Annotated in this window: 14 protein-coding genes and 2 tRNA genes; 2 read left to right on the top strand and 14 right to left on the bottom strand. The window is 59.7% G+C overall.

Features of this window, described 5'->3' with window-relative positions; all coding sequences use genetic code 11:
* Positions 1-96: 96 nt before the first annotated feature.
* From ACHZCX_RS14070 to rnc, 7 genes are all read right to left on the bottom strand, one after another.
* Positions 97-1,398, bottom strand: a complete 1,302-nt coding sequence (locus ACHZCX_RS14070; protein WP_319587843.1) for a phenylacetate--CoA ligase — start codon at positions 1,396-1,398, stop codon at positions 97-99.
* A 31-nt stretch (positions 1,399-1,429) separates the two neighbouring features.
* Positions 1,430-2,014 carry an indolepyruvate oxidoreductase subunit beta gene (locus tag ACHZCX_RS14065; RefSeq protein WP_319587842.1) on the bottom strand — a complete coding sequence of 195 codons (585 nt, stop codon included), beginning with the start codon at positions 2,012-2,014 and terminating at the stop codon, positions 1,430-1,432.
* The gene (iorA, locus tag ACHZCX_RS14060) at positions 2,014-3,825 is read right to left on the bottom strand and encodes an indolepyruvate ferredoxin oxidoreductase subunit alpha (protein WP_319587841.1); all 1,812 of its coding nucleotides are present in this window, start codon (positions 3,823-3,825) and stop codon (positions 2,014-2,016) included. The genes ACHZCX_RS14065 and iorA overlap by 1 nt, the downstream gene beginning before the upstream one ends.
* Positions 3,826-4,118: 293 nt before the next feature.
* A complete protein-coding gene (locus ACHZCX_RS14055; RefSeq protein ID WP_319587840.1) occupies positions 4,119-5,840 on the bottom strand; it encodes a DUF3352 domain-containing protein in 1,722 nt (573 codons plus the stop codon).
* Positions 5,841-5,908: 68 nt separating this feature from the next.
* On the bottom strand, positions 5,909-7,903 hold the full coding sequence (locus ACHZCX_RS14050) for an ATP-binding cassette domain-containing protein (RefSeq protein ID WP_319587839.1): 1,995 nt from the start codon (positions 7,901-7,903) through the stop codon (positions 5,909-5,911).
* A 12-nt stretch (positions 7,904-7,915) separates the two neighbouring features.
* On the bottom strand, positions 7,916-9,046 hold the full coding sequence (locus ACHZCX_RS14045; RefSeq protein WP_319587838.1) for a radical SAM protein: 1,131 nt from the start codon (positions 9,044-9,046) through the stop codon (positions 7,916-7,918).
* Positions 9,047-9,069: 23 nt separating this feature from the next.
* Complete coding sequence (gene rnc, locus ACHZCX_RS14040; RefSeq protein ID WP_319587837.1) at positions 9,070-9,798, bottom strand: ribonuclease III; 729 nt, start codon at positions 9,796-9,798, stop codon at positions 9,070-9,072.
* Between the two features lie 56 nt (positions 9,799-9,854).
* Here rnc and ACHZCX_RS14035 point away from each other — a divergent pair.
* Positions 9,855-9,929, top strand: a tRNA-Cys gene (locus ACHZCX_RS14035).
* A 58-nt stretch (positions 9,930-9,987) separates the two neighbouring features.
* Here ACHZCX_RS14035 and thpR read toward each other — a convergent pair.
* The 7 genes from thpR to ACHZCX_RS14000 all read right to left on the bottom strand — a co-directional run bounded on the left by thpR (position 9,988) and on the right by ACHZCX_RS14000 (position 19,173).
* Positions 9,988-10,530 (bottom strand): RNA 2',3'-cyclic phosphodiesterase, encoded by a 543-nt coding sequence (thpR, locus tag ACHZCX_RS14030; RefSeq protein WP_319587836.1) that lies wholly within the window; start codon positions 10,528-10,530, stop codon positions 9,988-9,990.
* Positions 10,531-10,684: 154 nt separating this feature from the next.
* Positions 10,685-11,521: a carboxylating nicotinate-nucleotide diphosphorylase gene (gene nadC / locus ACHZCX_RS14025; RefSeq protein WP_319587835.1), complete on the bottom strand. Its 837-nt coding sequence runs from the start codon at positions 11,519-11,521 to the stop codon at positions 10,685-10,687.
* Between the two features lies 1 nt (position 11,522).
* Entirely contained in the window at positions 11,523-14,207 is a 2,685-nt protein-coding gene (locus ACHZCX_RS14020; RefSeq protein ID WP_319587834.1) for a valine--tRNA ligase, read from the bottom strand.
* 55 nt (positions 14,208-14,262) lie between these two features.
* Positions 14,263-15,339, bottom strand: a complete 1,077-nt coding sequence (locus ACHZCX_RS14015) for a deoxyguanosinetriphosphate triphosphohydrolase (protein WP_319587833.1) — start codon at positions 15,337-15,339, stop codon at positions 14,263-14,265.
* A gap of 21 nt (positions 15,340-15,360) precedes the next feature.
* Positions 15,361-16,471 (bottom strand): peptide chain release factor 2 gene (gene prfB, locus ACHZCX_RS14010; RefSeq protein ID WP_319587832.1). Its coding sequence is split into 2 segments (ribosomal slippage): positions 15,361-16,386 and positions 16,388-16,471, totalling 1,110 coding nucleotides; the frame shifts between segments, so codons are not numbered across the junction.
* 232 nt (positions 16,472-16,703) lie between these two features.
* Positions 16,704-18,296, bottom strand: a complete 1,593-nt coding sequence (lnt, locus tag ACHZCX_RS14005) for an apolipoprotein N-acyltransferase (protein WP_319587831.1) — start codon at positions 18,294-18,296, stop codon at positions 16,704-16,706.
* Positions 18,280-19,173 carry a hemolysin family protein gene (locus tag ACHZCX_RS14000; RefSeq protein WP_319587830.1) on the bottom strand — a complete coding sequence of 298 codons (894 nt, stop codon included), beginning with the start codon at positions 19,171-19,173 and terminating at the stop codon, positions 18,280-18,282. Before ACHZCX_RS14000 ends, lnt begins: the two co-directional genes overlap by 17 nt.
* Before the next feature lie 254 nt (positions 19,174-19,427).
* On the opposite strand from ACHZCX_RS14000, the gene ACHZCX_RS13995 reads away from it, so the two are divergent.
* Positions 19,428-19,503: transfer RNA gene (locus tag ACHZCX_RS13995), tRNA-Lys, on the top strand.
* Positions 19,504-19,554 lie beyond the last annotated feature (51 nt).

Here is a 19,554-nt window from a genome sequence, read left to right as displayed (position 1 = left end):
ACCCTCCTTGTTGAGGTGGATAGTCTGTAGCTAGTAAGTCTTTTTGGAACTACAAACTATAACCCTAATAGACTACAGTCTAAACGACCTAAACTCCTATATTTTCCGTTTATCGATGACCCGTTGCGCCTTGCCTTCGGAGCGCTGGATGGAACGGGGCTCCACCAGTTTCACCTTGCAGGTGACGCCGAGCATGTCCTTGATCTCTGCCTGAATCTTTTTGCTCAATTTTTCCAGCACTTTGATTTCATCGGAGAAAATATCCTCGCTGACCTCAACCAGGACCGACATGACATCGAGACTGCCCTCGCGGGTCACCTCAATCTGGTAATGCGGCTCGACGCCTTCGACACCAACCAGGACGTGCTCCACTTGGGAGGGGAAAACATTGACCCCGCGGATGATCAGCATATCGTCGGTTCGCCCGGTGACCTTCTCCATCCGGATCAGGGTGCGACCGCAACCGCAAGGCTCGAGAAAAAGCCGGGAGATGTCCTTGGTCCGGTAGCGGATCAGGGGGAAGGCCTCCTTGGTCAAAGTGGTGAACACCAACTCTCCTCGCTCGCCGTAAGGCAGCGGCTCCAGGGTGTCCGGGTCGATAATCTCGGGCAGGAAATTGTCCTCGAGGATGTGCATGCCGTGGGTGGAATGGAGACACTCCATGGCCACGCCAGGACCGATGATCTCCGACAGGCCGTAGATGTCCACCGCCCTGATTCCCAGCTTGCGCTCGACCTCCTCACGCATATTCTCGCTCCAGGGTTCGGCTCCGTGGATGCCGACCCGCAGTTTCAGCTCCTCGGGCGAGACCCCGGCGTCGAGCATGGCGTCGGCGAGGTTAAGGGCATAGGAAGGGGTGGAGAGGAGCACGGTGGAGCCAAAATCGCGCATGATGGTGATCTGCCGTCGCGAGTTGCCGCCGGAAACCGGAATAACCGTGGCCCCGAGGGCTTCGATGCCGTAATGGGCGCCGAGACCGCCGGTAAACAGACCATACCCGTAGGCGTTATGCACCATGTCGCCCCGGGTCACCCCGGCCATGGTCAGGCAGCGGGCCATAACCGAGGCCCAAAGGTCGATGTCCGCCTGGGTATAGCCGACCACCGTCGACTTGCCGGTCGTCCCGGAGGAGGCATGCACCCGGATGACATCGTCCATCGGGGTGGCAAAGAGCCCGAAGGGGTAGTTGTCGCGCAGATCGTCCTTAGTGGTGTAGGGCAGATGGCGCAGGTCACTTAGGGATCGGATGTCACCGGGCTTGACCCCGGCCGCTTCCATCTTGGCCCGGTAGGGCCGCACTTTGTCGTACATCCGATGGACCAGGGTCTGCAGCCGCTTGAGCTGGATCGATTCCAGGCCAGACCTGGGCAGCGTTTCAATTTCTTCAACCCACATCATCGTTTCACCTCTTTATGCAATTGGCGGCGGCTCAGGCGTACACCGCAGCCCGGCCGGCGGCAAAGGCCTTTTTGTTGACCTCGCGGAACTGCTCTTTGACAGTATTGTCGATCACCTGGAGAAAAACATCGGGGCTGACCGCAAGAAAATTGGACATGGCCCCGACCATGGCGACGTTGGCAGTACGCAACTCGCCCACCGACTCGGCCACGGCAAAGGCGTCGATGGCCACCACATTGATGTGGCGGTTTTTCAGTTCATCAAGAATGTTCTCGGGATAGGTTGCCTTACCCAGAGCCACCGAAGGCGGCAGGATTTTCTGGGTATTAACCACCACGGCACTGTCCTTGTGCAGGTAGGGCAGATAGCGGACCGCCTCCAAAATCTCGAAGGCCACCAGGATATCGGCGGTACCCGGCTCGATCAAGGGAGAATAGACCTTCTCGCCGTAGCGCAGATGGGCCTCAACCGAACCGCCGCGCTGCGCCATACCGTGGACCTCGCTCTTTTTGACGTCAAACCCGGCGGCCAGCTGCGCATGGGCCGTCAATTCGCTGGCCAGCAGGATGCCCTGCCCGCCCACACCGGAAAAGAGAATATTGCCGCTCTGTTTCATTATTTGGCCTCCTTTCTGGTGATCGCTTCGAACTTGCAGACCGCAGCGCATTGGCCGCAGCCGGCGCACTGCACCTCGGCGATCCGGGCAAAGCCCTTCTGTTTTTCGCGATACCCTCGCGCCATGGCCTCCTCCGGGGTCAACGGCGTCCAGCTGATGGCCGGACAGCCCATCTGCACACAGAGGGAACAGCCGGTGCAGTTATCGAGATTGGTGAAGTAGACCGGTTTTTTCCGTTTGACCTCTTCCGGCAGCAGCACACAGGGGGCGCGGCTGATGATAACCGACGGCTCAGGCGCGGCGATCTCCTCCTTCAACACCTTGCGGGTCGCCTCGACATCATGCGGATTGACCACCACCACCCGTTTAACTCCCAGGGCGCGACAGAGCTGTTCGAGATCCAGGGCCGGGGCCGGGTCGCCGAGGATGGTCCGGCCCGAGGCCGGGTTCTCCTGGTGGCCGGTCATAGCGGTGGTCCGGTTGTCGAGGATGATCACCGAGGCATACGAATTGTTGTAGACCGCGTTCAAGAGGCCGGTCATGCCCGAGTGCATAAAGGTGGAATCGCCGAGCACGGCGACGATCTTGCCCTCCCCCTTCTTGCCCAAGGCCTTGGACATGCCGTGGGCCATGGTGATGGATGCGCCCATGCAGACGCAGGCGTCCATGGCGGAGAGCGGCGGCAGAAAACCCAGGGTATAGCAGCCGATATCACCGGAAACAAAGACATCCTTCATCTTGGACAACCCGTAGAACAAGCCGCGATGCGGGCAGCCGGCGCACATGTTCGGCGGCCGCATCGGCAGCTCCAGCGGTGCGAACAGCTCGCCGATCGATTCCGGCTCGATCGCCTTGCGGACGATGAACGAATTCAGCTCGCCCTGATTAGGAATGAGATCCTTGCCGCGACAGGCAATGCCCATGGCCTTGAGATGGGTCTCGATGAAGGGGTCGAGTTCCTCGACCACAATCAGCTCGTCGACCGAGGCCGCAAATTCGCGGATCATCCGCTCCGGCAGAGGCCAGACCATGCCCAGCTTGAGTACCGGGGCATGGGGAAAGACCTCCTTGACGTAGTTGTAGGGAACACCGGAGGTGATAAAGCCGCGCGGCCCTGTGCCCGGTTCAATCCGGTTTTCCGGCAGGGTCTCGGCCAACTCGCGGGCAGCGGCCATTCGTTTTTCCACAGCCACCCGCCGCACCCGGGCATTGCCGGGGAGCATGACCATCTTGGCCGGTGACTTTTCCATCGACGGCTCGGGAACCTCCTGTCGCTGGCCCTTCTCGACCACCCCCTTGACGTGGGCGATGCGCGTGGTGATGCGAACGATCACCGGGGTATCCAACTGCTCGCTGAGGGCATAGGCGCGTGCCATCATCTCCTTGGCCTCGGCGGGATCGGAGGGCTCAAGCAAAGGCAGCTTGGCGGCAAAGGCGTAGTTGCGGTTGTCCTGCTCGTTCTGGGAGCTGTGCATCTGTGGATCGTCGGCGTTGAGGATCACCAGCCCGCCGCGCACACCGGTATAGGCAGCGGTGAACAGGGGATCGGCGGCCACGTTGAGACCGACATGCTTCATGGTCGCCAAAGCCCGGGCCCCGGCAAAGGAAGCGCCGATGGCCACTTCCAGCCCTACCTTCTCATTGGGGGCCCATTCGGCATAAACACCCTCATAGCGAGCCAAATTACCCATGATCTCCGTCGACGGCGTGCCCGGATAGCCCGAGGCCACGCGAACGCCGGCTTCCCAGGCGCCCAAGGCGATCGCCTCGTTTCCGGAAAGCCACAACTTTGTTTCCTTATCAAACGCCACGTCATTCCTCCTCTTCTTGCCCGCCCGAAGGCGATCAAAATGCTGTTTCAGGATGCGTCTCCAGACAACCGGACCGGACAGGATTGTTCGCTCCGTTTCCTGCCCGACCTACTTATCACTCGTTTCATCAGGGAGCATCCATACCTTGAATGGAGCCGGTTAGGCAAGAGTTTTTCCCCTATTTCCGCTTGTTCAACAACTCGGAAACCAGAGGCTCCCGCGTCGGCTCCCTCTTTGATCGGTACGCTGAGATCCACCCCCCGTTGCCAGCCGACGACAGGCGTCAAACGGCTTTATTTGGCACTGTTCCCCGCCGGCTGGACCGACGCCTGACGCACGGTCATCGTCCACTCCGCCTGCTCTTTGCCCAGGTGAGAGGTTGCGGCCATCAACTCGGTTGCTTGCATCAACTGCATCAGCTCGCGATTCAATCGGGAGACGGAGATATTCTTCGTAGTGGCCAGAATGCCGGCCAGCCAATCGATGGTCTCGCCGGTCTGACGGGCCATCCGCTGGGGATACAGGACAAAGCTGCCGAAATTGGCCTGAGCCACCCGGCCGCCCAGTTCCGCGCCCAACTGCTCGGCCACCGGAGCGGCCAGGACATTGGGGGCCGCCTTGGAATTGAGGATATCCTTCAAGGCCTGCTTGCTGGTGGCCAGGTAGAGCATGGAATCGGTGAGCACGACTGCGGGCTGAGCGGCCTCATCGGGTAACACCGGCCAACAATACAGGGTCTGCCCCGCCAACTGTTCCTGCTCCTCGCTGGCCATGCCGCTCCCCGCGATAACCCGGCGCAATCCGGTCAAAGCGGTTTCGGCAATCTTGCGGTCCCGGATCCCCACAAACAGGGTCAACTTCGGTGCGGGAAACAGCGCGGTGCGAACGATATCGTCGAGGACACCTCCGTACTGGGGACCAAAGGCCCGTCCCATCTCGTCAAGGGAAACACCCAGATTTTTCCGAACCTCGCTATCCAGCTCACGATAGTCTTTGTCGTTGGTCGCCATGGCCTTGACGATCATTTCCGGCCGCAGCGACGAGGCCCAATTGTATGCCAGCGTCCGTTCTTTCAGCAGGTGCAAGGACTGATTCGCCCCAGCCGCAGCGGCGTCGACCGCGCTCTTCACCAACGCATGCAGCTGGTCGTAGCGGTAGCTGGAGCGGCCCCGGCTCTCCAACCCCTGCTCGGTTCCGTAGGTGACCGAAAACATGGAACCCACCCCCTGGAGGATCTCGCCGCTTTCCTTCACCTCGAGAACAGTTGATGTTTTGAGGAGGTCGGCTACTCCAGCCAAGTTGAGATACATCCGCGTGTAGGTTGCGGCATCGGGATAGGGCTGCCAGAAGGCGAGCGCCTCTTTGAACAGAGGCGCTTTCTCCAAGGAAGTGCCCGACTTGGCGGCGGCAACGCACACCTTGACCGCGGCTGGGGCAAAGGCAAGCACCACGGTTTTGCCCTCGGCGTAGCCATAAATCACCTGATTCTTCTCCACGGTGATCTTGACCAGCTCGAGCCCGTCCACTGTCTCCCGGCTGACGCTGGCGTCCTTGATCAGGCGGCTTAGCAGGTCAAGGGCCCCGGCTGCCGAGGTCTGGGCCACCACCACCAGGGATTGCCGCAGGGTCTCGGCCGGATTTTGCGCCAGGCCCTTCCGGTCGGGCTGCAGCAGGGCCAGGGTGGTGTCATCACCGAACACGGCCCGGAAGGCTGGATTACTCGTCACCTCATTCACGGAATCATACATCCGGTCATACTCGGCAGTTTCCTTCGGCTGGCCCCCCATCTCCTGAACGATGGCGTGAATGGTGTCCTTGGCGAGAAACCGGCCCAGGGCGGTGGCGGCAAAGGTATCGGCAAGGGTGTTCATATGCGTCAGATTAACCGCACCGACCACATCCTGGGGCAGATAGCGGGCATACTGGTTGGCCGTCGCCTTTTTGTGCATCAGGAGATACAACCCAGCGCCGCCGACGGCCACAAGGCAGAGGAGAATGACTGCAATTTTCTTCATTGAACTGCTCCGGTTAGGTGATGATACTTTGTCGTCCGTAGTCTGTACAAGAGGGCGGCTCGGGGTGATCAGTCGTCCATCCCCGCTGTTTCCTTTTCAATGGCTTCGATGGCCTGCTGCGCCTCTTCCCATTTCTGATACGCGCGCTCCAAATGCCGTCCCACCTGGCCGTATTCCTTGCTGACAGCGCCCCATTGTTCCTGGTCGCCGTAGAGTTCGGGATCGGCCATCAGGGCTTCGAGCTCGACCTTACGGCTTTCCTGCTTCTCGATTTCCCGTTCCGCCTCCTCGCTCTTTTTCTTCCACGGCCCGATTTTTTTATTGAGCACCTGCCGCTCCAAGGCTCGCTGCTTGCGTTGGCTTTTTCTGTCCGCGCCTTGCCCCTCGTCGAAGGTCTCCGCCTTACTCAAGGCCGCCTCGCTCTTCATCGGTTGAACACCGGAGACCGCTTGCCCCTCCGCTTTGCGCCGCCATTCGAGGTAGTCGTCGATGTTGCCCTCATGGATCGTCGCCTTACCGCCCCTGATTTCCAGGACCTTGTTGACAAAGGAATTAACGAAAAAGCGGTTATGGGAAACGACAATAATCGTACCCTCGTACTGGGCCATGGCCTCCTGCAGGATTTCCTGGGAACTCATGTCCAGATGGTTGGTCGGCTCGTCGAGCAGCATCAGGTTGGCCGGCCGCACCAGCATTTTCGCCAGGGCCACCCGCGATTTTTCCCCGCCCGACAACACCCGCACCTGCTTTTCCACCTCATCGCCACTGAAGAGAAAGGCGCCGAGCAGCGAGCGGACCTTGGTGATGGTCATGTCCACCGCGGTGTGATAGACGGTGTCCAGGATGGTCATGTCGCCGGGCAATTCCTGGGCCTGATGCTGGCCAAAATAGGAAAGAATGACATTGTGGCCCGGCTTGATCGTCCCTTCGGCCGGGACCAGCCCCGCCATGATCTTGAGCAAGGTGGTCTTGCCGGCGCCGTTGACGCCGACCACCGCCAGCTTGTCGCCGCGCTGCAGGGAAAAGCTGACATTATCGAAAACTTTTTTGCCGTGATACTGCTTGTGTACCCCCTGCAGGGTAAGGACATCGCGGCCTGAGGGGACTGCCGGCGGAAAGGAGAAGCGGATGGTGCGATCGGTCTCGGAGAGTTCGAGCCTTTCCAGCTTATCCAGTTGCTTGACCCGGCTCTGCACCTGCCGCGACTTGGTCGATTTCGCCCGAAAACGGGTGATGAACTGCTCGGACTGACGGATCATGGCCTGTTGATTGTCGTAGGCGGACCGTTCCAGTTCCAGCCGCTGCGCCTTTTCCACCAGGTAATGGGAGTAGTTGCCGCGAAACACCGAAAGTTTGCCCAGGCTCAACTCCCAGGTGATCGAGGTCACCCGGTCGAGGAAGGCCCGATCATGGGAGATGATGATCATCGCTCCCTGATACTGCAGGAGAAAATCCTCCAGCCAGGTGAGCGAATCCAGATCCAAGTGGTTGGTCGGCTCGTCCAGCAGCATCAGCGAGGGCTTCTTCAAGAGCAGCTTGGCCAGCAGCAGCCGCATGATCCAGCCGCCGGAGAAGCTCGCCACCTCCTGATCCAGGTCAGCGGCGGAAAAGCCCAGACCGAACAGGACACGCTCGACCTGCGGCCGGATACGGAAGACATCGCTGCCATCAAGGGCATGCTGCAGGTCCCCCTGCCGCACCAGCAGCGCATCGATCGCCTTGTTGTCCGGATCCATCAGGGCCAGCTCTTCGCTCACCCGCTCCAATTCTTCCTGCTGGGCCAGGACCACGTCAAAGGCCGATTCCGCCTCGGCAAAAAGACTGCGGCTGCCCAATTCAATGCTGACCTCCTGCGGCAGATAGGCCACGGAAAACCAGGAGGCCCGGCTGACGATCCCCGGATCGACCTCGTGTTCACCGCACATGATCTTAAGCAGGGTGGATTTGCCCGAGCCGTTCACCCCGGCCAGTCCGACCCGGTCTCCGGTGTGAATCTGAGCCGAGACATCCCGGAAAATATGTTTATTGCCGTATTGCAGGCTAAGGTTGTTAATGCTGAGCATGGGTGGGGCGTTTTATCTCTGGTTGAAAGATGCAGTTCGTTGACCTGTAGACTTGTCGTTTTCGGTTAAAAAAGAAGGGGAAGGTAATGCGTCAAGCGGTTGGCCAGGAGGAGTTTGTGTCCCTGCCGCCCAGTCAGTTCCAACAATCCGCAGGGTCTGGCGCGGTTGTTCGGGATCAACCCGCAGAGAAAAGCGATCAAGCAGGCCCAATTGGCGTAAGCGCACCAGGTTGGCGGAGCGAAGGCCGCGAAAAATGGACTGATCGCGGGCGGCGATCACCAGGGTCACAGGGTCTGTCCCCGGCACTCCCGCCAGCGCCTGCCGTGTGCGCTGCAGCATCAGCCGGGACTGAACCAGCTCACCAAAGGCCGGGTGATAGGGACCGGCCACCAGAGACTGCTCCAAATCAGTCGAGGGTTGCAGGCCCATCCGTACCACCCTGATCCCCTGATCGTCAAACCGTTTTTTCATAAAGGCGGCGAGAACAACCGCCCTCCCGAGACTGAGCAGCCGGTATCCTCCCCGGTGGTACAATTCCTCCAGGCCGCTGCCGCGCAGAACCAGCACCGGGTAGAGGCGGACAAAATCGGGCCGTAGGCGAATAACCGTCTCCACAGTGCTGCGCAGGGTGCGAAAGTGGTCTTCGGGCAGGCCGAGCATCAACTGGATACCGAGACGGATATTGCGCTCCCGGATCAGACGGACGGCCTGCTCAATGTCTGCTCGATTATGTCCCCGGCCAGCCCGGCGCAGCACCCCGTCATCGCAGGACTGGACCCCGAGTTCGATGATTGAAACCCCGTGGTGACAGAGCAGATCGAGCCGGTCGCGATCGATGTAATCGGGCCGGGTGGAGAGCCGGATCTCCCGTACCAGGCCCTGCTGGTAAAAGGGCTGGACCGCTGCCAGCAATTCCGTCTGCCGGGTCGAGGGCAACCCGGTGAAACTGCCGCCGTAAAAGGCGACCTGGACCTGCCCCCGGTTCGCCGGCCTGGCCCGCGCCAGCCAGGTGCGGATGGTCTCTCCGACCTCCGCCCCGGTCACGGGGGCAGCCACATGACCGCTGATGCTGTGCTGGTTGCAGAAGAGGCAATTATGAGGACACCCCTCATGGGGGATAAAAATTGGGATAACCAGAGACATAGGCGTTGCGAATGCGTCGGAGGTTAACCCTTTCGTCGCAGATGGGCGAGGGCGATGCGAGCGGCCTGCTGTTCAGCCTCCTTTTTGCTGGAGGCCATCCCCGTCCCCAGTTCCTCTCCCTGAAATTGCACAGCTATCGAAAAGAGACGGGCGTGAGCGGGCCCCTCCTCATCCACCAGCACATATTCCGGACCGGCGTTGAAACGTTCCTGCAGCAATTCCTGTAACGAACTCTTGGCATCGGCACTGACCAGTCGCTCCTGATGTTGCTCGATATGGGGCTCAAAAAAGCGGCGGACAAAGACCAGGGCCTCATCGTAGCCACCATCAAGAAAGATCGCCCCCACCAGGGCCTCATACGCACAGGAGAGGATCGAAGACTTATCCCGACCATGACAGGCGTTCTCCCCTTTACCCAGGAGGATATACTTGCCGAGCTCAATCTCCCGGGCCCGTTCGGCCAAGCCGTTCTCGTTGACCAGGGCTGAACGGATGCGGGTCAGCTTGCCTTCCCGCATCTCCGGAAATCGCATAAAGAGCACATAGCCCACGATGAGATCGAGAACCGCATCCCCTAGGAATTCCTGGGTTTCATTGTGCCGGCCATCATCGAGCCGTTCAAAGGCAAAAGAACTGTGAATGAGAGAGAGTTGCAGCAGTCGCAGGTCGCGGAACCGGTAGCCGATCCGTTCCTGCAGCTCCTGCAACTCTTCCTCATGGTCCTGAATCAGGGCCGCGAGCGTGGTTCCCATGGTTTTGATTTCTCCTTGTCAAAAATAAAATCTATGGTATAAGTGCCGCACATTAGGGCGACGTAGCCAAGTGGTAAGGCAGTGGTCTGCAAAACCATTACTCAGCGGTTCAAATCCGCTCGTCGCCTCCAGACAATGCAAGCGGTCACAGAGTTTTCTGTGACCGCTTTTTTTGTTTGCCGCCGCCCCTCATCTCCCCAAGTGGTACTCCTGTTCAACCGTGTGGCTCGCTCCCTTGCGGCCCAAGATACTCGAATAGAGCAAAAAACTGTCCACAACAAACGGTTCGCTGACCAGCAAGCCCTGAATCCCCATGTATTTGCCGACCCTGGTCGCCGAGGTCTGGTGAAGCCGGGCCAGAGTGATATGGGGAGAAAATTTTCGATTTTCCGGTTCCACTCCGAGTTGAAAGAGTCGAGTGGTGATCTTGCGCTGGAGCACCAGCAAGGGTTCGCTCCGTTCGATCCCGGCCCAGATCACCCGAGGCAGGCCACGCGGTGGAAAAAAGCCGACCCCCTGCAGCCGCAGGGTGAAGGGGGCGCCCTGAATCTCTGCCAAGGCTTCGCGGATATCGAGGAAGGCCGATCCACTGACCTCACCGATAAAACAAAGGGTGAGATGCAATTGTTCGGGTGGAATCCAGCGGGCATCCGGCAGGCCGCAGCAGATGCCGACCAGCTGTTCACGAATCTCCGCCGGAGGATCGATGGCGACAAAGAGCCGTTTATTCATACCCCACCTCCCCTGTATTTCTCCATGCCGTTTATGCACGCGGGTCTGTCATCTCGACCGCAGGGAGAGATCTCGCGTAGTTGCCTTACACCCACAAAGATTTTTCCCTCTGTTCGAAAAGACACAAAAGGCAGAGATGGTGGTGCAGGTCGACTCAGTTCCTCCAGTCCATGCCAATATCGCAGGCCTTGGCCGAATGGGTCAGAGCGCCGACGGAGATGATGTCGACTCCGGTTTCGGCAATGCCGCGCACGGTTTGCAGATTGACCCCGCCCGAGGCCTCGATCAGGGCCCGACCGTTAATCAGTTCCACCGCCTGGCGCATGGTGACCAGATCCATGTTGTCGAGCATGATCACCCCAACGCCGCAAGCCAGACATTCCTCGACCTGCGCGAGCGTATCGGTCTCGACCTCAACATTAATAGTATGGGGTACCCGCGAGCGCACCCGTTGCACCGCTTGGGTAATCGAGCCGCAAGCGGCGATATGGTTGTCCTTGATCAGGACGCCGTCGCTCAGGCTGTACCGGTGGTTGTAGCCGCCGCTGGAGCGGACCGCATATTTTTCCAGCATGCGCAGTCCCGGCGTGGTCTTGCGGGTGTCGACAATTTTCGCCTTCGTGCCCGCCACCTGATCAGCAAAGGACGCGGTCAGGGTAGCGATGCCGCAGAGCCGCTGCACCAGGTTGAGTGCCACCCGCTCAGCCCGCAGCAAGATCCGGGTCGCGCCGCTGAGGGTCAGCAGTTCAGCCCCGGCCTTGACCCGGCTGCCGTCAGCCATGGCCCCGGTGCAGGAAACGGTCGGGTCCAGCAGCTGAAAAACCCGGGCGGCAACGGTTGCCATACCAACGACGACCATGGGGTGCCGGGCGATGAAGACTGCTCGTGCCCTATCTTCCGGAGTGAAGAGAGCCTCGGTGGTGATGTCGCCGTGCTCCAGATCTTCCGCCAGAAAGGCCCGGAGGATGGTATCCAAGAGAAAGGTATCCATATCAGCCCAGTTTCCGCATCCGCTCGGTCGACTCGATGGTTTTAGCCAAGCGGGCACGAATTTCGGCCTCCTTCTCCCGCTCCTTGGCCACCACCGACTCGGGGGCGTTGCTCATGAATTTTTCGTTGCCCAGTTTGCCGACAATCCGTTCCAGTTCCTTCTCCAGCTTTCCCTGCTCCCGGGCCAACTTCTCCAACTCGCCGGCGACATCAATCAGGCCCTTGAGGGGCACCACCAATTCGACCTCCTGCACCAAGGCATGGCCGGCGTCGTCGGGGACGATGCCGGCGGCTTCAATGTGCAGGGAACCAGCCCGAACCATAGCCTGGATGCCGGGGGCATAGTCGGCCAGGATCTGGCGTTTAGCCGCATCCGGACAGATGAGGATTGCCTCGATCTTGGCGCTCGGGTGGACCTCCGCCTCGGTGCGGATGGTGCGCAGGCCCGAAATGACCCCCATCAGCAGGTTCATCACCCTTTCGGCCTCCGCATCCTCCCAGGCCGCGATCGGTTCGGGAAAGGGCTCGATCATGATCGAGCTGCGGTTTCCGGGCAACTGGCCCCAGATCTCCTCGGTCACAAAAGGCGTAATCGGGTGCATCAGCTTGAGGATGTTTTCAAGCACGGTGAGCAGGACCGCTTTGGCCTGCTGCTGAGCCTGGACATCTTGACTGAACAGGTCGGCCTTGATCCATTCCAGGTACCAGTCGCAGAATTCGTGCCAGACGAACTGATAATTGGCCGAGGCCACCTCGTTGAAGTTGTAGCCGTCCAGCGCGGCCCGCACATCCTTGATGGTGGCGTTCATCCGGCTGAGGATCCAGCGGTGCGCCAGGGCCAGGCCTTTGGGGTCCGCCGTCATGGCAGTAATCGCCGGGTCGGCTTCCTTGAGATGCATCTGGGCAAAACGGGCCGCGTTCCATAGCTTGTTGATGAAGCGGCGGTAGCCGTCGATCCGCTCCTCATCCATGCGGATCTCCCGCCCCTGGGCGGCAAAAGCAGTGAGGGTGAAACGGAAGGCGTCGGTGCCGTACTGCTCGATCATCACTAAGGGATCGATGACGTTGCCGGTGGACTTGGACATCTTCTTGCCGAACTTGTCGCGCACCAGGGCATGAAGGTAGACATCATGGAAGGGAATTTCGTCCATGATGTGCAGCCCCATCATCATCATCCGGGCCACCCAGAAGAAGAGGATGTCGAAGCTGGTGATCAGGACCGAGGTGGGGTAGAAAAAGTCGAGCTCTTTGGTCTTTTCCGGCCAGCCGAGCGTGGAGAAGGGCCAGAGGGCCGAACTGAACCAGGTGTCGAGCACGTCGGTCTCCTGGTGCAGGTTGGTGCTGCCGCAGGCGGGGCAGACGTCGGGATCGCTGACCGCAACGATCACCTCACCGCAAGCCGCACAGGTCCAGGCTGGGATGCGATGGCCCCACCAGATCTGACGGGAGATGCACCAGTCGCGGATGTTGTCCATCCAGGCGTAGAAGGTGCGGTGCCAGGTGTTGGGATAGATATTGATCCGCCCCTCCCGGACTGCAGCCACCGCCTTATCGGCCAGGGGCCGGACACTGACGAACCACTGCTTGGAGGTGGTGGGCTCGACCACGGTGGTGCAACGGTAACACTTGCCCACTGCATGCTGATAAGGTTCGATTTTATCGAGAAAACCTTGTTCTTCGAGATCCTTGACCACCTGTTTGCGGCAGGCGAAACGATCGAGTCCCGCGTACTTGCCGGCAGCCTCGTTCATCACCCCAAAATCATCCATCACCTTGAGGCGGGGCAGATCATGGCGCAAGCCGATCTCGTAGTCGTCGCGGTCGTGGGCCGGGGTGACCTTGAGCGCCCCGGTGCCGAATTCCCGCTGCACATGGTGATCAAAAACCACCGGGATGGTCCGGCCGGTGAGCGGCAAGCTAATGCCGATGGTGTTCAAATGCTGGTAGCGTTCGTCCTCGGGGTGGACCGCCACCGCCGTGTCGCCCAACATGGTCTCCGGCCTGGTGGTGGCCACCACCACCGAGCCCGAGCCGTCGGCATAGGGGTAGCGGATGTGATAGAGTTTGCCGTCAGTCGGGTCATGCTCGACCTCGTCGTCGGCCAGCGCTGTATGGCAGCGCGGGCACCAATTGACGATGTAATCGCCTTTGTAGATCAGCCCTTCCTTGTACAGGCGGACAAAGACCTCGCGCACCGCCTGGGACAAGCCCTCGTCCATGGTGAACCGCTCCCGGTCCCAATCGCAGGAGGCGCCCATCCGTTTGAGCTGGTTGATGATGGTGCCGCCTTTTTCTTCCCGCCAGGCCCAGACCCGCTCAATGAATTTCTCCCGGCCAAGATCGTGGCGGGTCAGCTTCTCGGTGGCTAACTGCCGTTCGACCACGTTCTGGGTGGCGATGCCGGCATGATCGGTCCCCGGCACCCAGAGGGTGTTGTCGCCCTTCATCCGGTGGTAGCGGATGAGGAGATCCTGGAGGGTATTGTTGAGGGCGTGGCCGATATGCAAGACTCCGGTGACGTTAGGCGGCGGGATGACGATGGCAAACGAGGGCTTGCCCTCCTCCATCCGGGCGCTGAAGGTTTTCTCCTCCAGCCAGTGGGTGTACCAGCGCCGTTCGACCTCGGTGAATTCATAGGTCTTGGGCAGATCGTATTTCTCGGGGCTTTGTTTATCGGTCGCTTTCATAGGGTCGTTGTGATGCCGCACTTGCAGGCGAGGGGTTGGGAACGGAAATCATGCCCTAGAGCACGCTCCAGGGTTTCGGCATGAAAATCTGCGAATAGAGGGTCAGGGCATAGCGATCGGTCATGCCGGCGATAAAATCGCAAACCCGGCGGTGCCGCTGCTGCTCCTCCTCGACCGACTGCACCGGATGCCGGAGGCGACAGCAAGAACCGATGCCGTCTTCCGGGAAGTCGTGCTCGAGGAAAAAACCGTAGAGATCGCGAATGATCCGCTGCGCCTTTTCAAACTCATTGTGGACCCGGCAGTTGCGGTAGACGTTGTCGTAGAGAAAGGTGCGCAAATCAGTGATGGTGTCATTCATCCGCGCACTCAGATGGAGCCGGCCGTCGTTGCGGGCAAGGGTGGTGGTGACCAGATCACCGACCATGGCGTTGATCCGCTGGGAGGAACGGTCGCCCAAAACCTCACGCAGATGCTTGGGCAGGTCATCGTCATGGAGCATGTCGGCCCGCAGGGCGTCGTCCATGTCATGATTGACGTAGGCCATGATGTCGGCCACCCGCACCAGTTGGCCCTCCAAAGTGGCGGCCAACTCCGTGGTGTCGTCGGGCAGAATCTCGCCGTATCCCTTGGAATGCTTGAGAATGCCGTTGCGGACCTCCCAGGTGAGATTGAGACCGCGACCGCCATTTTCAAGGAAATCAACAATCCGCAGACTCTGGCGGTAATGTTTGAACCCCTTGGGGTGCAACAGATTCAAACTGAACTCGCCGGCATGGCCAAAGGGCGTATGGCCAAGATCGTGCCCGAGCGCAATGGCCTCGGTCAGATACTCGTTGAGCCGCAGGCAGACCGCCATAGTCCGGGCGATCTGCGACACCTCCAGCACATGGGTGAGGCGGGTGCGGTAATGATCACCGGCCGGGGCGAGAAAGACCTGGGTCTTGTGCTTCAGCCGGCGGAAGGTCTTGGAGTGGATAATCCGGTCCCGGTCGCGCTGGAAGGCGGTGCGCAGATGGCAGGGTTCCTCCCCCCCGGACAAACGCCCCCTCGACCGGCTGCTCAAGCAGGCAAAGGGTGAGAGGGTCTGTTTTTCCTGCGCCTCCAACTGCTCGCGGATCGTGCTTTCCATGCGCAACACCACCCGGCGACCTCAGGGCTGCCAGAGGAGATAGGCTTTGATGAATGAATCGAGCCGGCCATCGAGGACCGCATCGACGTTGCCCTCCTCGGTGTTGGTCCGGTGATCCTTGATCAGCCGGTAAGGTTGCAATACGTAGGAGCGGATCTGGCTGCCCCAGGCGATCTCTTTTTTGTCGCCCTGGATGTTTTCCTGGGTGCGTTGCTTTTCTTCTTTCTCCCGCTCAAACAACCGCGCCATCAGCATCTTCATGGCCGTCGCCTTATTGCTGTGCTGGGAGCGTTCGTTCTGGCACTGGACCACGATTCCCGAGGGGAAATGGGTAATGCGGATGGCCGAATCGGTCTTGTTGACATGCTGACCGCCCGAACCGCTGGCCCGGTAGGTGTCGATGCGCAAATCCTTATCGTTGATTTCGATGGCAACGTCGTCGTCCAGTTCGGGCATGACCATCACCGAGGCAAACGAAGTATGCCGCCGGCCGCTGGCATCAAAGGGCGAGATCCGCACCAGCCGGTGGATGCCGACCTCGGAGCGCAGATAGCCGTAAGCATACTTGCCTTTGACCATGATGGTGACACTCTTGGTGCCGGCCTCGTCGCCGGGCAGCAAGTCGAGGATATCGGCCTTGAATCCTTTGGCTTCCGCCCAGCGCAGATACATCCGCAGCAGAATGCCGACCCAGTCCTGGGCCTCGGTGCCGCCGGCACCGGCGTGGATGGTCAGGATGGCGTTATTGGTGTCGTGCTCACCGCTGAACATGCACTCCAGCTCGACCAGATCGATGCGTTGGCGCAGGCTGTCCAGACCAGAAACGACTTCCTGATAGGTGTCCTCGTCATTCTCTTCCTTGGCCAGATCAAGCAGCATTTCGGCGTCCTCGAGGTCGCCGAAATTCTTCTCCCAGACGCCGATCAGATCCTGCAACTGACCCAGGAGGCGCTGCACCCGCTTGGCTTCGGCTTGGTTGTCCCAGAAATTGGGGCTGACGGTCTGCCGCTCCAGCAGTTCAACTTGTTCTCGTTTGCCCTCTAAGTCAAAGATGCTCCTTGAGCACGAGCATTCTGCCTTTGAGGCTGTCGAGCAACTGCTTTGATTCCGCTGATTCGGTTACATCGGCCATGATCTACCTCACTGAAAAAAATAAACGAGTTCGCCTTAGGCGTCTCGCCAGTATCGAAACACAAACGGCTCAACCGGTCGTGTGTTTTCGACCGACCAAGCCGTCTCTACGAAAGGGTTTTATAATAAACAGAATTACTGCAAGTCTCAAGGAAGAAAGGCGGGGAAACGGGTGAAAAGCGGAACGGGAGACGCCAAACGGCGACAGGAGGGCGGTCTTTTCCGTGCATCCGTCATTCTTTGCGCCTCGGACGAAAAACCACCAGCAGCGGCATAAGGACGGCGCAGACGGTGCCGAATCGGTAACCTCCCCGAGTGAACACCGTGGTCAGCTCAAGCATCGGCACCAGGGCGGAAAGTGCTGCCTCGGTGAAGATTTCAGTGTGCGCGGTGATTCGCCCCAAGGGGTCGACAAAACCGCTGATACCGGTATTGGCGGCGCGGATCAGCGTCCGCTTGTTCTCCACCGCCCGGAACACCGCCATGGCCATGGACTGATACGGGGCGCTCGACCGGCCGTACCAGGCGTCGTTGGTGACATTGACCAGCAGGTTGGCGCCGCGGTCCACGCTCTCCCGGGCGATGTCGGGAAAAATCGATTCGTAGCAGATCAGCATACCCAGCTTCATCGCCCCCAGCACCAGCGGCCCCTTTTCAGCGCCGACGGAAAAATCGCCGATGCTTTCCACCAGCGGCGCCAGGAAAGGCAAAAACCGGCGCAACGGCACATATTCGCCAAAAGGCACGAGATGCTGCTTGGCATACTGGCCGCCGACCCGGCCGCCGGGGCCGAGGAGAACAGCACCGTTATAATAGCGGACCAGATCGCTGCCGCCTGCCTGCGACGTGATCGTGTACAAAGGGGCACCGGTGAGGATCCAGGTGTTATTGGTCGTGGTGAAGTCGGTGACCCGATTGATTAAAGCGTCTTTCTGCGGATAGAAGGGCAGAGCCGTTTCCGGCCAGATGACCAACTCGGTACCGGCCTCCCGCACCACCTGTCGCGAGAGCTTGAGATAGGTGGCGACCGTGGCCTCCTTGGTGGCCGGCGACCATTTAATCGCCTGATCGACATTGCCCTGAACCACAGCCACCTTGGCCTGCATTGATCGAGCGGTAATCGAGCTGACCTCCTGGTAGCGGAACCACGAAGAGCCACCGATCAACCCGAGAAAAGCAAGGGCTGCCAGGAGCAGCCCGCGTTCCAGGCGGAGATTCCCCCGGACACCGCGGCGCTGCCGGTCGACGACGCCAACCACCAGCCCATTGCACAGTACCAGGCTGAAGGTGATCAGATGATGGCCACCGAGATCGGCCGCCTGAATCAGCACGGGTTGACTGAACAGGCCATAGCCGAGATCCATCCAGGGAAACCCGCTGAAGAGGAGGCTGCGCAGATAATCGAGCCCGACCCAAAGCACCGGCGCACTCCAAACCAGGATCGCCACCGAGCGCCCCCGGCACTGGAAGCGACCAGCCAGCAGGCTAAGCAGGCCACAGAAAACCGCAGGGAAACAGGCCATGTAGGCGGCCAGCAGAACCAGGGCGGGCAGGGAAATCCACAACGGCAACCCACCGTAGCGGCCAAGGACAATCAGTATCCAATAGAGCAAGGCCAGGTTATAGACCAGGCCAAAGACAAAGCCGCCCAAGGCGCTGCGGCCAGGCCGGGCATTCAGGACCTGCAGCAAGAGGGGCGCCAAAGCGACAAATAAAAGCGGCCACCAGCCGATTCGGCCCGGCATGGCCAGGGCGAGCAGACCGGCAGAAGCGATGGCGCACAGCAACAGCGCCACCTTGCCGTCAGCCTTAAGGCTGTGTCTCATCGTTGCGAACAATACGCAGGCTTTTGATGCGACGCGGGTCGGCCCCGAGCACCTTGAAGGATAGCCCGCTCTCCTGGACGACAACACCAGATTGGGGTACCTTGCCCAGGCGATGGGTGATGAATCCGCCCACCGATTCATAGGGCCCCTCCGGGAGGCTCAGGCGGAAATGGGCCTCCACCTCTTCGATGTCGATCTTGGCGTCAACAATCACCGTGCGTTCGTCCACCACCCGCAGCTCGCTTTCTTCGTCGTCGTGCTCATCATCGATTTCGCCGACGATCTCCTCGATCACGTCCTCGAAGGTCACCAGACCACGCACCCCGCCGAACTCGTCAACCACGATGGCTAAATGGATCTTTTTCGACTGAAATTCGCGCAGCAGCTCGGTGATCGGCTTGGACTCGGGAATAAAGGTCGCCGGATTGAGGAATTCCTTGAGATCGACCGGGGCGTTGGGGCCGAGGGCACAGATGCGCAGCAGATCCTTGGCATGGAGGATGCCGACGATCTGGTCAGGAGTCCCCTGATAGATGGGGATGCGGGTGTAACCTTCCTCATTGATCAACCGGATCAGTTCCGGCACGGAGGTCTTCAAGTCGGCGCAAACCATCTCCGCCGAAGGGGTCATGATCTCGGAAGCAATGGTCTCCCGAAAATCAAAAATCGAATTGATCAGCCGTTCCTCATGAACGGAGATCAGGCCCTGCTCCTCGCCCTCCTCCAGCAGTTCCTGGATTTCATGTTCCAGCTCCTCGGTGGTGTCAGGCGCTCCACGGAAGCCGAGGGCGGATTTTACCTTTTCAAAAAACGACTTACCAGGGGGCTCCTCTTCAGAAGGCGCCGGACTCGCCGGCGACGGCTCCACAGTTTCCATACAAAAATAGACTCTCCTTGGGTTTGAAGAAAAAACGAATGCTATGAAAGTAGGCTAACAGCACTTAAAGTCAAGAGATATTTCAACAGGTTTTCCCGGAAGGCTCCAGGCCTCTCTCGGCAGACGCAAGAAACGGCACGGATGCAGTTTTATCCCAGCTTCCTCTTGACGCTGGCATGAGGGTATGCTATTAGATGCGCTCGCGATCTTCGCCCTGCGGGTGTCGTGCGCCCCTTTTTTTCACACTTCGATTTGGGCCGTTAGCTCAGCTGGTAGAGCAGTTGACTCTTAATCAATTGGTCCGCGGTTCGAATCCGCGACGGCCCACCAATATAATCAACGGATTACAGCGCACCTGCTGTCATCCGTTTTTTTTTGCCG

The organism is uncultured Desulfobulbus sp. (assembly GCF_963662935.2).
Classification (GTDB): Bacteria; Desulfobacterota; Desulfobulbia; order Desulfobulbales; family Desulfobulbaceae; genus Desulfobulbus.
Note: the sequence above shows the minus strand (reverse complement) of the source record. Positions and strands in the feature narration are given on the sequence as shown.

Bases quoted from the DNA above. Each gene is read 5' to 3' on its own strand.
- ACHZCX_RS14070 (WP_319587843.1), bottom strand. From the start codon at position 1,398: ATGATGTGGGTTGAAGAAATTGAAACGCTGCCCAGGTCTGGCCTGGAA.
- ACHZCX_RS14065 (WP_319587842.1), bottom strand. From the start codon at position 2,014: ATGAAACAGAGCGGCAATATTCTCTTTTCCGGTGTGGGCGGGCAGGGC.
- ACHZCX_RS14055 (WP_319587840.1), bottom strand. From the start codon at position 5,840: ATGAAGAAAATTGCAGTCATTCTCCTCTGCCTTGTGGCCGTCGGCGGC.
- ACHZCX_RS14050 (WP_319587839.1), bottom strand. From the start codon at position 7,903: ATGCTCAGCATTAACAACCTTAGCCTGCAATACGGCAATAAACATATT.
- ACHZCX_RS14045 (WP_319587838.1), bottom strand. From the start codon at position 9,046: ATGTCTCTGGTTATCCCAATTTTTATCCCCCATGAGGGGTGTCCTCAT.
- rnc (WP_319587837.1), bottom strand. From the start codon at position 9,798: ATGGGAACCACGCTCGCGGCCCTGATTCAGGACCATGAGGAAGAGTTG.
- thpR (WP_319587836.1), bottom strand. From the start codon at position 10,530: ATGAATAAACGGCTCTTTGTCGCCATCGATCCTCCGGCGGAGATTCGT.
- nadC (WP_319587835.1), bottom strand. From the start codon at position 11,521: ATGGATACCTTTCTCTTGGATACCATCCTCCGGGCCTTTCTGGCGGAA.
- ACHZCX_RS14020 (WP_319587834.1), bottom strand. From the start codon at position 14,207: ATGAAAGCGACCGATAAACAAAGCCCCGAGAAATACGATCTGCCCAAG.
- ACHZCX_RS14015 (WP_319587833.1), bottom strand. From the start codon at position 15,339: ATGGAAAGCACGATCCGCGAGCAGTTGGAGGCGCAGGAAAAACAGACC.
- lnt (WP_319587831.1), bottom strand. From the start codon at position 18,296: ATGAGACACAGCCTTAAGGCTGACGGCAAGGTGGCGCTGTTGCTGTGC.
- ACHZCX_RS14000 (WP_319587830.1), bottom strand. From the start codon at position 19,173: ATGGAAACTGTGGAGCCGTCGCCGGCGAGTCCGGCGCCTTCTGAAGAG.